A 12,062-nucleotide genomic window follows, 5' to 3' on the forward strand; every position below is an offset into this window, starting at 1 on the left:
CTCCGATGGCTGAGGGGGTGGAGTACCTACCGCTGCTTGAGGTCGGTCAGGAGCGCGCGGAACGCGCTCGGGTCGAGCAGGAGCCTGGGCCCGTCCGGGTCCTTGGAGTCCCGCACCCCCACACCACCAGCGATCGGCGCCAGTTCCACGCAGTTGCCGCCCAGGTTGTCGCTGTAACTAGACCTGCGCCAGTTCAGCTCCATCGTTCCTTCAAGACCTTTCGGATGAGACTCCGGGTTTCTGCCACCGATAGCGCGTGTGCCTGAAGGGTGGCAAAAGCCTTGCATGCGTAGAGCGTATCGGCTGGGTCGTTGGAGGTGTTCCCTCCGTTCAGAGTCGCTAGATAGACGACCTCGTCGCCGTTCTCCTGGGTGGCCAGGGTGAAGGGCGCATGGACGCCAGGGCAGTAGGCGATGGGAGCGATTTGAAGCTGCACGTGTTCCACCGTGGACATGGCCAGAAGATGTTCGCACTGGCTCCGCATCACGTCAGGTCCCCCTACGAGCCTATGTAGGACGCTTTCGTCCAACACAACGCACACCGTGGGTGGGGCGTCGCCGCTCAGGATGGATTGTCGGCGCATGCGTGCGCTCACTGCGGCGTCGTCGACCAGTAGTGCTCTGGCGTAGTCCTCGTTCTGGAGGAGGCCGTAGACGAGGGTGTTCTCGAATGCCCGGAGAAGCGCGGCCGAAGCCTCTGCCTCTGGAAAGTCAGCGAAGAACTTCGGGTAGGCGGACGACTTGACGATGTCGTCCCAGGCGTCGGTGAGCATCGTGTCCGTGCCGAGGGCCTGGTCCAGCCGGGTGGCGAAGTCTCGCCGGCATCGGGTGGTCCCGTTCTCCACCTGAGCGATGTAACTCCGGCTCACCGCAGCGCCTTTGGCGAGGTCAAGCCGCGATAAGCCCGCCTCGTTGCGAAGTCGGGTCACTTCCTGGCCGAAGCTGATCGTCTGACGCGTCGGCTTCCGTGCGGCCATCTCGCGCACCTCCTTGTAACCGGCTCGAACTGCCTGACATCCGTGTGCGTGTGTTGTCGCTCTTTCGTGGTGAGGCTACGTAACGCAGTGGATTCTGTGCAGGGAGTTATGGAAGGTCGGAGGTGATCGGTCATGCAGGGCCCCGCGGAGATCGTTGTGCCTGTTCAGGCGGAGTCGATCAAGGTGGTTCGGGACTGGGTGGAGGACGTCCTGGAGAGGTGGGGGCAGGACGCGTATGTGGCGAAGGTCGTGGTGTCGGAGCTGGTGACCAACGTCCTCCGCCACACCGGGAGCACGACGGCGACCGTGCGGGTCGTCTTGGCCGACAAGGGGACGGTCGTGGAGGTCTTCGACTCCTGTGACGTTCTGCCGGTGGCCGGGGCGGCGGACCTGCTGAGTGAGGGTGGACGTGGCCTGGCGATGCTGGGTGCCCTGGTCAAGGAGTGGGGCGCCCAGCCGGTCGGGGGTGGGGGCAAGGCCGTTTGGGCGCTTCTGCCCGACGTTGCGACGTGAACGAGACCGACATCTTGGCCCGTTTGTGCGAAGGGCGCATCGCTGGGCGGCCCGGGGCTTCGTTGCCGACCGGGCCGCCCGTGATCGGAGTCCTCGGGTCAGCGGTAGTCGTTCTCCTTCAGTTCGATGACCCAGGCGCGGCGCTCGGCGATCTTGCCGTCGCGCATGACGAACACCTCCGCCATGGACATGCGCATCTCGCCGCCTGCGGCCCGCCGCACCGTTCCGGTGAGTTCCGCCATGACGACATCGCCCTGTTCGACCATGCGCACGACCTCCAGGTGGGGCGGGTTGATGAACTCCGGCGGGCCGTCGATGGCCTTGTCGTAGGCCTCCTTGCCGGTCAGGTGGAAACCGCCGAAGACCGTCCACTCGATGTCGTCGGTCAGGCAGGACAGGATCTGCTCGTGATCGTTCTTCCGGAATCCGTCCAGGTAGGTGTTGACGGTCTCGATGTTCCGTGACACGTCCGCTCCTTCGATTCGGGTGCTGTTCATCGGGCGCCACCGGGCGGACCGGCGGTCCCGTTGACAGGTCGGAGCGGCCGGACTGTTCTCGACATCCCCTGGCAATCCGTCCAGAAAACCGGCGGCTACGTCGATGGGCGGAGGACGATCTTGCCCCGGGTGTGCCGCTGCTCCAGCTCGCGGAACGCGTCCTGTACCCGCGCCAGCGGGTAGGTGCTAGCGATCGGCACGTTGAGTGCCCCGCGGGTGGCCAGCCGGGCCAGTTCGCCGAGCACGACCGCGCATGCCGCCGCCCCTTCTCCATCGGTTCGCGCACCGACCTTGGCCGCGGCCGCCCAGTCGCGGATGGTGTTGATCCGCTCGGGCCGCACGCCCAGCTCCACCGCGAGGTCCACGTAGCCGTCTCCGAACGTGTCGATGAACGCGTCGACGTTTCCGCTGGACGCCTGCCGGATTCGTTCGGCCACTCCCTCCCCGTACTCGACCGGGATGACACCGTGGTCCTTCAGCCAGGCGTGGTTCGGCTCGCTCGCCAGCCCGATCACCGTGGCGCCGAGCCGCCGCGCGAGTTGCACGGCGATGGAGCCGACGCCGCCCGCCGCTCCGGACACCACGACCGTGTCTGACGGTCCGGGATCGACCGCGAACACGGTGGCGTATGCGGTCGTGCCTGCCACGTACAACGCCCCGGCCACGTCCCAGGACAGCCCGACCGGACGCGGGGTCAGCCGCACGTCGTCCACCACGACGAACTCCGCGTGGCTCGCCCTGTTGTGGGTGAAGCCGAGGACCTCGTCGCCCACCGCGACGCCGCGCACATGCGGGCCGACCTCCACGACGACGCCGGCCAGGTCGCTGCCCTGTCCGGACGGGAACGTCGCCGGCCACCGCTCGTGCAGCGCGCCGGTACGGATGTGGGCCTCGCCGGGCTGGATCCCGGCCGCGCGGACTTTGACCAGCACCTGCCCGGGGCCGGGTTCCGGACGCTCCACCTCCTCGACCCGCAGGACGTCGATCCCGCCGTACTCGTGGAACCGCACCGCTTTCATCGCGTGACCACCGCTCTTTCCTCGTATGGACAAGCCCTGGACGGGGGCCGTGTCTCCGACCATGCCTTCGCACCGGCAGGCTGAGAACCGGAGCCTTTTCCCTAGGAGCGGCACTCCGAGGGTGCGTCCGCCGGATCCTGGTATCACTGGCGACATGGGGATGAACCGCGACGACCTGGCTGATTTCCTGCGCCGCTCCCGGGAGCGGCTGGGGCCACGGGACGTCGGTCTGGTCGAGGGGCCGAGGAGGCGCACACCGGGCCTGCGCCGCGAGGAGGTCGCCGCACTCGCGGGGATGTCGGCCGACTACTACATGCGGCTGGAGCAGGCGAGAAGCTCGCAACCCTCGGACCAGATGCTGGCCGCCCTGACACGCGCGCTGCGCCTGACCACCGATGAGCGGGACCACCTGTACCTGCTCGCCGAGCATCGCCCGCCGGAGGCGGCGCGGGCGGGGGAGTACCTGCGGCCCAGCATGCTCTATCTCCTCGACCAGCTGGACAGGGTTCCGGTCCAGGTATTGAGCGACCTGGGCGACCTGCTGGCGCAGAACGACCTGGCGCAGGCGTTGTTCGGGTGCGTGTGCACCGTGGCGCGGGAGGACCGCAACATCGTCCTGCGCTGGTTCACCGAGCCGGACGTGCGCAGCCACTTCGCAGCCGAGGAGCACGAGGAGCGTTCCCGGCAGATGGTCGCCGACCTGCGCGCCGCGGTCGGCCAGCGCGGGGACGACGCGACCTCCCGCGCACTGGTCGCCCGGCTCCGCGCCGCCAGCACCGAGTTCGCGGCGCTCTGGGACCGGCACGAGGTCGCGGTGCGCCGCTCACACCGGTAGCGGCTCCTGCACCCCGAACTCGGCGCGATCGAGTTCGACTGCGAGGTTCTGGCGACACCCGCGGCGGACCAGCGACTGCTCGTCTTCACCCCGCCGCCCGGCGGCACCGAGGCGCTCGACATGCTGCGCGTCCTCGGCCCCCAACACCGGCACGGCACCACCGGGACGCCCCCCGCCACCAACGAGCGTTAGCAGGCCGCACATCGCGGTACTGGCGGGTCTCCTCAATACCTTCGTGGTTTCGGGCCTTGCCCGGTCAAGGGGCAAGGGGCTCGCCGGGCGGGCGCTGGAGGCTGACTCGGCGCTCGGTTTCGGCGAATCCGAGCGATTGGTAGATCCTGATCGCCTCGGACTCCGGTTCGGCGACGATCACGAGCGTCCGGGCTCCCTCGGCCAAGGCCCGCGTCCCGGCGTAATGGACGAGCGAGGAGGCCAAGCCGCGCCGGCGGAAGGCGGGATGGGTCTCGACGTGCTGGTAGCGGGCCAACCCTTGGCCGTCGAGGACGACACCGAGACCCGCGCGCATCTCCCCGTCCACGAAGGCCCCGAACCAGGTGGCGTCGCCTGCCTCACACAGGCGTCGTTCCTCAGCGAGTTTCGCCGTCACGAAGGCGGTGTTCTCCTCCGACGGCTCCGACTCGTCGCACGCGTGCCGCAGTTGTGCCGCCTGCTCCCGATCGTCCCCGCTCAGCGCGCGCAGGTCGGCTTGCGCCGGCCGTGCGGGCGCTTCGAGGGAGGAGGCCGTCAGGACCGGGTCGATCGCGACGTCGATCCCCAGCCGCTCCCACTCCGCGAGCGGCCCCGCCTCCCCAACGACCCCGTCGACCCCGATCGCCACATGGGACGCGTCCGGGAACTCCGCCCGGAAAAGGTCAGGAGCGTCCGGGAGCGCATCGGGCGTGACGAGCACGAAGTTGCCCCACCAGAAGTTCGGGTTGGTGGGCGTCCGGACCACCAGGTAGGACGGGTGATCGGTGATGACCGAACCGGCCAGCCTGCGGAGCAACAGATCCGTACGAAAACCAAGAGACCGAACATCCACCCGGCGATCCTAAGTCGGCCCCACCGGGCGGTGCGGTCCGCCACCGAGTACCCCGCTCACCCTCGCCGCGGCCCTCGCGGCCGCCCCGGCGACCGGAACCCTCACCCTGAAACATCGCTACGCAAAGCATGAACACAGGACCACCAGATTGCTGATCTGCGTAAGCAGAAGACCAGTCCATTGACGCTTTGCGTAGCCGCAGAGTAGTGTCACTCCGCGACAAACACTCATGAATCCGCACGTCAGCCCCGATCCCGCGGACGTTCGTTCCTCATCGATCTCGGGCTTGTTCTGGCCTGGTCCCACTCACTCTGGGGGGTCTCGTATGCCCGGCGATCTACTCGACGGAATCGTGCAGGCGCTCTCGCCGCCCACCGTCTTCTGGCTGTTCCTCGGCGCGGCCGTGGGCCTGGTCATCGGAGTCCTGCCGGCGGTCGGAGCGACCGTGGGCGTGGTGCTGTTCCTCCCGTTCACCTACGGCATGGACCTGCCGACCGCCATCGTCTTCTTGCTGGCCATCTACACCACGGGCCAGTACGGGGACTCGGTCTCGTCGATCCTGCTGCGAACGCCGGGCGGCCCCGGGACCATCGCGTCCTGCTGGGACGGATATCCCATGGCCAAGCGCGGTGAAGGAGCCCGCGCGCTCGGCATCAGCACGCTCGCCTCGATGCTGGGCGGGCTGATCGGGGCCGTGATCCTGGCCGGCCTGGCCTACCCCCTCACGCAGGGGGCCATGGAACTCCAGCCGCCCGAGTACTTCATGCTCGGCATCATGGCGCTGGCCCTGGTCAGCGTCGCCGCCCACGGCCAGACCCTCAAGGGCATCGTCATGGCCGCCGCCGGCCTGCTCGTGTCCTTCGTCGGGCAGGATCCCATCGCGGGTTTCACCGACCGCTTCACCTTCGGCCTGGACCGGCTGTCCGGAGGCGTCCCCGAACTGTCGGTCTTCGTCGGGCTGTTCGCCATCACGCAGACCATGGTGATGCTGAGCGGCCGCGACGGCAGCCCCACGGCCGCCGCCTCCCGGCTGTCGTACGGCCAGGCCCTGCGCGGTTTCGGGGACGTCCTCTCCCGTCCGGCGACGGTGCTCCGCTCGTCGGTGACAGGGACCTGGATCGGCATTCTCCCCGGACTCGGCGTCACCACGGCCACGATCACCGCCTACCTGCTGGAGAAGCGCGCCGCCAGACGCCCGGAAGAGTTCGGCAAGGGGGCGCCCGCCGGGCTCGCGGCCGCCGAGACCGCCAAGGGCACCTGCGCCGTCGGTGACATGATCCCCACCCTGACTCTCGGGATCCCGGGGTCGCTGACCGGCGCGATCATTCTGAGCGCGTTCATCCTGCACGGGGTCCAGCCCGGACCGCAGTTCCTGTCCTCTGGCAGCGAGCCGTTCATCGTGCTCGCCGGGATCACCCTCACCCAGGTGCTCATCGTCATCGCCGGCTTCCCGCTCATCAAGGTCTTCACGCAGATCACCCGGGTCCCCAACCGGATACTCGCGCCGGTGCTGGTGGCGCTGTGCTTCCTCGGCGCCTTTGTCGAACGCAACCAGCCGACCGATGTCCTCGTCCTGATCCTTGCCGGACTGTTCGGTTTCGCCCTGATGCGAGCGGGATATCCCGCCATCACCTTCGTGCTCGGCATCATCCTCGGCCCGGAGATCGAGAAGAACTTCCACCGTAGCCTGCAGATGGGCGGCGGCTCCCCGGAACTCCTGTGGCAAAGGCCGCTGACCATCACGTTCTTCGCCGTCATCGTCCTGTTCTTCTCGTGGCCCGTACTCCGCCGCGGCCTTCGGGGACTCCGCGGACACTGGCGGCTCCGCGGGCTCCGGCTCGGGCGGAAGGCGCCGAGCGGCGGTGCTCTCGTGGCCGATGCGCGGGACGCATTCGCCCCCGTGCCGGACGCGTCGGCCCCGGCGCCGGACGGCACCGTACCCGGCGCCGGGGAGGCCGCGGCGGAGGAGTATCTCGGGGTCGGCCCACCCGCCCGGCGCGGCGCACTGATCCTGGAGGCCGCGCTCGCCGTGACCGCGGCCGTGCTGCTGGCCGTGAGCCTGCGCTATCCCGCCGACGCCGCGACCTTCCCCGTGCTCGTCTCCTCGGTGCTGCTCGCCCTGGCCCTCTGGCAGGCCGCACGGTCGCTGCGCTCGGGCGCGTGGCGGGCCGCCGCGATCGACCCGAGAGACGGTGCCGGCGCCTCCGACCGCATCGGCCGCGTCACCGGTGGCTGGATGTTCCCCGCCGCCACGTTCCTCGGCTACTACCTGGCCATCGGACTCGCCGGTTTCGTTGTCGCGAGCGTCCTCTACATGGCGCTGCTGCCCCTGGCCTACCGCTACCGGCCCGCACGAATTCCCGTCAGCACCGCGCTCGTCTGCGGAGCGCTACTCGTCGTCATCAGCAATGCCCTCGGAATCCTCCTTCCGGATGGGCTCTGGGGATAGCACCCAAAAAGGGAGCGTGTTCACATGTTCGGACGTCGGCAAAAAGCCCTGTCAGCCCTCACCGTGTTCGCCGCGCTCATCGCCACCGCAGGCTGCGCCAACGGAGCCGGAGGCGGTGCCGGCTCCTTTCCGAAACGCGATATCAAGGTGATCGTCCCCTTCGAGCCCGGCGGCGGGTCCGATCTGATCGCCCGCGCCCTCGCCCCGTGCATCAAGAAGAATCTGGCGACCGATGCCGACGTGGTGATCCAGAACGTCACCGGGGCGGGCGGGCGGACCGGGACCTTCCAGCTGTACGACGCCCGGCCGGACGGCTACACGATCGGCACGCTGGAGCCGTTCACCCTCACCATCGCGTCCCTGACCGGCCAGTCCGGCGGCCGTACCCCCGAGCGGCTGAACTGGCTGGGACAGGTCTCGGCGGTCCCGATGACCCTGACGGTCAACGCCAAGAGCGGCCTGACCGGCCTGGGCGATTTCCGGGGGAAGCGGGTGCGGGTCGCCGTCTCCCAGGTCACGCTCCCCGCCACCATCAAGTATCTGGAGGCGCTCGGCGCCACGCCGCGGCTGGTCTATTACGACGGCGGTTCGGAGACGATGCTCGCGACGGTGCGCGGGGACGTGGACGCGGTGGTCCAGGTCGCACCCACCGTCATTCGCGCCATGAAAGCCAATCCCGGAGCGGTGCGCGTGATCTCCACCCTGTCCGGCACCCGTTTCAAGGATCTCCCGGAGACACCGACCTCGGCCGAGCTGAACGTGCCGCTGAGCCCGGAACTGGCCACGATCTCGCAGTACACCTATGACTTCGCCGTTCCGGCCGGGACCGCACCGGCGATCACGCAGAAGCTGGAAGGCGCGATCGCCGCGGCGACCAGGGATCAGAGCTGCGTCGAGAAGATGCGTCGGGCCAATCTCGAGGTCAGCCACCAGAACGGCGCGCAGGTCAAGCGGTCCATGCGGTCCTTCCAGCAGAGCCTTGCCAAGCTCACCGGGGAGCTGCGCCGCGCGACCAGCGGATGAATGACCGCCTCCAGACGCGTACCGCCGCGTACAGCAACGTACAGAAAGGACGACCACGGTGGAATTGGATGCCGTCGACGAACGGATCCTCCAGTTGCTCGGCGAGGAAGGCCGTCGCAGCAACCGCGAACTCGCCCGGATCATCGGGGTCACCGAGGGGACCATCCGGAGCCGGGTCCGCCGGCTGCTCGCCGAGAACGTCATGCAGATCGTGGCCGGCGTCAATCCGGAGTGGAAGGGCTACTCGATCGATTCGAGCTTCTCGCTGCGCGTCGAGTTCGACAAGGCCAAAGACATCGCCACCCGACTGGTGGGCTATCCGGAAATCCGGTTCGTGGCGCTGACCACCGGGGCCGACGACATCAGGTTCACCGCGATGTTCAAGTCGCACGAGCACTTCAAGGAGTTCGTCACCGTCGAGCTCGCCGGCATTCCCGGAATTCTTCAGGTGCGGACGTCGACGGCGCTGTCCGTGCTCAAGCACACCTATGACTGGCGGCCCGTCCCCAAGGAACCCGGAATCGGTCTCGAGGAGGAAGATGAGGACGACGTTGAAGCCGATCGACCTGCGCAGTGACACCGTCACCCTCCCGACGGAGGACATGCGCAAGGCCATGTACCAGGCGGAGGTCGGCGATGACGGCCGGCTCCTGCCCGACGGCCGCCACGGCGACCCGACCGTCGCCGAACTGGAAGAGCACGCCGCCCGCCTCCTGGAAAAGCCCGCGGCACTGTTCATGGCGAGCGGGACGATGGCCAACCTGACCGCGTTGCGCACCTGGTGCCCACGGGGCGCCGCCGTCGCGGTGGGCCGTACCTCGCACCTGTATCGCCGGGAGGTCTCGGCCTTCGACGACGGCTACTTCGGGCTCCGGCCCGTCGAACTGCCCGACCCGGACGGGCTGCCCGGCGCCGACGCCGTCCGCCTGGCGCTGCGGCGGCACGATCCCGCGATGCTGTGCCTGGAGAACACCCACAACGCGGCCGGGGGCACCGCGTGGACGCCGCGGCAGGGCGCGTCGATCCACGAGGTGACCTCGGCGGCGGGCGTCCCCGTCCATCTCGACGGTGCCCGGCTGTTCAACGCCGCGGTCGCGCTGGACGTGCCGCCCGGCGCGCTCGCCGCCCCCGCCGACAGCCTCATGTTCTGCCTGACGAAGGGGCTCGGCGCGCCGATGGGCGCGGTGCTGCTCGGCGAAGCCGGCTTCATCGCGCGTGCCCGGGAGGTCCGCAGGCTGCTGGGCGGGCAGATGCGCCAGGTCGGCGTGGTCGCCGCGGCGGGACTCGTCGCGCTACGCGACTTCCGCGAACGGCTGGCCCTCGACCACGAGCGGGCGCGCGGGCTGGCCGAGCGGCTGGCCGATCTGCGCGGCGCCCGCGTCGACCCGGGCCGCGTGCGGACCAACATCGTCCAGATGCTGCTCCCCGACGGCGGCCCGCCCCTCCGGACCGTTCAGGACGAGCTCGCCCGCCAGGGCGTCCTGGTCCACTCGACCGGCGCACGCACGGTGCGCCTGGTGACCCACCGCGACCTTTCCGACGACGACATAGCGCACGCCGCGGACGTGCTGCACACCGTGCTCGGCCGGACCTACCAAGACGGGAGCCAACAGCAATGAGCGACACCGCGATGCAACGGCGGGATCCATCCTTCTACGGCGGCGACGAGCTGCACGCATGGAAGCAGTCCAGGCTGCAGGACGCGATGGCCGAACACGGCTTCGACGCCCTGGTGTTCACCAAGTCGGAGGCGGTGCGTTATGTCACCGACTTCTACGTCAAGGGCTACCGCCCCTTCATGGACCCCGAGTACTTCGTCGTCCTCCCCGCGGGTCGCGCTCCGGTCGTCGGGCACACGTCGGGCAGCGACACCTACCGGATCCAGATCAAGTCCGACATCGCCGATCATCGCAAGATCTCCGGCGTCGAGAACTGGGCCGCCGAGCTGAGCGCCGTGCTCGGCGACTACGGGATCACCCATGGCCGGATCGGGGTCGATCTGCTGCCGTTCCAGGTCCACGCGGGACTGCTGGAGCGCCACCCGTCGCTGGAGGTGGTCGATGCCACGTGGCTGTGGACGGAGCTGACCGCCATCAAACATCCCATCGAGATCGAGTACATCCGGGAGGCCCTGTCCCTGGTGGAGATCGGGCTCTACGCGAGCTTCGAGGCGATCCGTCCGGGGGTCGTGGAGCGTGATGTGGCCGTTGCCGCCGAGAGCGCCATGCGCGCGGCGGGGTCGGAGATGCAGCCGTTCATGACCGTCGTCGCCTCCGGCCCCAATGCCAGCATGTTCGAGCGCATCGCCACCGAGCGGCGCATCCGCACCGGCGAGATGGTGGTGGTCGACATGGGCGCCGTCTACCGGGGCTACACCGGCGATCTCGGCCGGACGGTGTGCGTCGGCCCGCCGGCCCCCCGGCAACGGGAGGTCTATCAGGTCGCCTACGAATCCATCCAGGCGGCGATATCAGCGGTCCGGCCCGGGGTCACCTGCGCCGACGTCGACAGGGCCGCACGGGAGGCCATCGCCGCGCGTGGCTATGCCGACTACGAGCACAAGTTCTCGACCGGGCACCAGCTCGGCTGGGGCCTGCACGGCGAGCCGCTGATCAACCGGGGCGTGGACCACGAGCTGCGGCCGGGCATGGTGATCTGCCTTGAGCCACGGGTCACGCTGTTCGACGAGCCCGAGATCGGCGGTGCCCATCTGGAGGAGGCCGTCCTCGTCACCGAGAACGGCCATGAGCTGCTCAGCCACTGCCGGTTCGAGGAGGCGCTGCTGAACTGACACCGCGTCGGCGGCGAAGGCGCCGGTCCCCCCGGGGAGACCGGCGCCGACGCGACGAGGGCCCGGTCCGGGCGGCGCTCGGTCCAGGGCTCGGTCGAGGTGCGGCCTGCGGCCCCTAGCGCAGCGGCTCGCCGATCTGCCGCATGTGACCAAGGGCCTCCCGGTAGGACGCCACCAGCCCGGTCTCGGTGTAGGGGACGCCGACCGCGGCGCAGTGCTCGCGGACCATCGGCTGCATTTTGCGCAGGTTGCAGCGGGGGACGCCGGGGAACAGATGGTGCTCGATCTGGTAGTTCAGCCCGCCCATCACCCAGTCGGTCACCGGGCCACCGCGCACGTTGCGGGAGGTCAGCACCTGCCGGCGCAGATGACCCCACCGCTGCCCCGGCTCCGGCATCGCCATCCCCTTGTGGTTGGGCGCGAACACCGCACCCAGATGCAGCCCGAACAGCGCATGCTGCACCACCATCAACACCACCGCCTTCTCCACCGGCAGCAGCGACAACGCCAGCACCAGATACCCGACCGCATGCGCGACCAGCAGACCACCCTCCACCACCCGGTCACGGCGTGAACGCCCCCGCAAGAACAGCACACTGCCGACCTTGAGGTTCACCCCCTCCAGCGTCAGCAACGGGAAGAACAACACCGCCTGGTGCCGCACCACCCACCGCAGCACACCCCGCTGCCGCCCCGCCTGCTCCGCCGTCCACGCCAGCACACCCTCCCCCACATCAGGATCCTTCCCGACATGATTCGGGTTCGCGTGATGACGATTGTGCTTATCGCTCCACCACCCGTGCCCCATCCCCAGCAGCAGATTCCCCAGCACCAACCCCAGCCACCGATTCACCCGCGCACTCCGCGCGATCTGCCGATGCCCCGCGTCATGACCCAGAAACCCCGTCCGCGCCGCC

At 69.1% G+C, this 12,062-nt stretch carries 12 protein-coding genes and 1 pseudogene; 7 read left to right on the forward strand and 6 right to left on the reverse strand.

The window, feature by feature from the left end:
- Positions 1-26: 26 nt before the first annotated feature.
- Both BM339_RS12700 and BM339_RS12705 read right to left on the reverse strand, forming a co-directional pair.
- Positions 27-203: a DUF397 domain-containing protein gene (locus BM339_RS12700; protein ID WP_021592426.1), complete on the reverse strand. Its 177-nt coding sequence runs from the start codon at positions 201-203 to the stop codon at positions 27-29.
- Entirely contained in the window at positions 194-976 is a 783-nt protein-coding gene (locus BM339_RS12705) for a helix-turn-helix domain-containing protein (RefSeq protein WP_075020921.1), read from the reverse strand. Before BM339_RS12705 ends, BM339_RS12700 begins: the two co-directional genes overlap by 10 nt.
- Positions 977-1,108: 132 nt before the next feature.
- Here BM339_RS12705 and BM339_RS12710 point away from each other — a divergent pair, with 132 nt between their 5' ends.
- Positions 1,109-1,489 carry an ATP-binding protein gene (locus tag BM339_RS12710; RefSeq protein ID WP_075020922.1) on the forward strand — a complete coding sequence of 127 codons (381 nt, stop codon included), beginning with the start codon at positions 1,109-1,111 and terminating at the stop codon, positions 1,487-1,489.
- A 98-nt stretch (positions 1,490-1,587) separates the two neighbouring features.
- On the opposite strand, the gene BM339_RS12715 is transcribed toward BM339_RS12710, so the two are convergent.
- Positions 1,588-1,956, reverse strand: a complete 369-nt coding sequence (locus BM339_RS12715; RefSeq protein ID WP_021592423.1) for a nuclear transport factor 2 family protein — start codon at positions 1,954-1,956, stop codon at positions 1,588-1,590.
- Between the two features lie 125 nt (positions 1,957-2,081).
- Complete coding sequence (locus BM339_RS12720) at positions 2,082-3,005, reverse strand: NADP-dependent oxidoreductase (RefSeq protein WP_075020923.1); 924 nt, start codon at positions 3,003-3,005, stop codon at positions 2,082-2,084.
- Between the two features lie 160 nt (positions 3,006-3,165).
- Here BM339_RS12720 and BM339_RS12725 point away from each other — a divergent pair.
- A pseudogene (locus tag BM339_RS12725) lies at positions 3,166-4,032 on the forward strand (helix-turn-helix transcriptional regulator).
- A 64-nt stretch (positions 4,033-4,096) separates the two neighbouring features.
- On the opposite strand, the gene BM339_RS12730 reads toward BM339_RS12725, so the two are convergent.
- Positions 4,097-4,846, reverse strand: coding sequence for a GNAT family N-acetyltransferase (locus BM339_RS12730; protein WP_218163624.1), 750 nt, complete (start codon positions 4,844-4,846; stop codon positions 4,097-4,099).
- 361 nt (positions 4,847-5,207) lie between these two features.
- Here BM339_RS12730 and BM339_RS12735 point away from each other — a divergent pair, with 361 nt between their 5' ends.
- From BM339_RS12735 to BM339_RS12755, 5 genes are all read left to right on the forward strand, one after another.
- The gene (locus tag BM339_RS12735) at positions 5,208-7,331 is read left to right on the forward strand and encodes a tripartite tricarboxylate transporter permease (RefSeq protein ID WP_177287684.1); all 2,124 of its coding nucleotides are present in this window, start codon (positions 5,208-5,210) and stop codon (positions 7,329-7,331) included.
- Between the two features lie 63 nt (positions 7,332-7,394).
- Positions 7,395-8,354, forward strand: coding sequence for a tripartite tricarboxylate transporter substrate-binding protein (locus tag BM339_RS12740; RefSeq protein ID WP_177287685.1), 960 nt, complete (start codon positions 7,395-7,397; stop codon positions 8,352-8,354).
- A 58-nt stretch (positions 8,355-8,412) separates the two neighbouring features.
- The gene (locus BM339_RS12745) at positions 8,413-8,931 is read left to right on the forward strand and encodes an Lrp/AsnC family transcriptional regulator (RefSeq protein ID WP_024934108.1); all 519 of its coding nucleotides are present in this window, start codon (positions 8,413-8,415) and stop codon (positions 8,929-8,931) included.
- Entirely contained in the window at positions 8,894-9,973 is a 1,080-nt protein-coding gene (locus BM339_RS12750) for a threonine aldolase family protein (RefSeq protein WP_075020927.1), read from the forward strand. Before BM339_RS12745 ends, BM339_RS12750 begins: the two co-directional genes overlap by 38 nt.
- Positions 9,970-11,145, forward strand: a complete 1,176-nt coding sequence (locus tag BM339_RS12755; protein ID WP_075020928.1) for a M24 family metallopeptidase — start codon at positions 9,970-9,972, stop codon at positions 11,143-11,145. Before BM339_RS12750 ends, BM339_RS12755 begins: the two co-directional genes overlap by 4 nt.
- Positions 11,146-11,260: 115 nt before the next feature.
- On the opposite strand, the gene BM339_RS12760 is transcribed toward BM339_RS12755, so the two are convergent.
- Positions 11,261-12,062, reverse strand: an 802-nt coding sequence (locus tag BM339_RS12760) for a fatty acid desaturase family protein (RefSeq protein WP_075020978.1), incomplete at its 5' end; no start/stop codon positions are given.

This window comes from Actinomadura madurae (genome assembly GCF_900115095.1).
GTDB lineage: Bacteria > Actinomycetota > Actinomycetes > Streptosporangiales > Streptosporangiaceae > Spirillospora > Spirillospora madurae.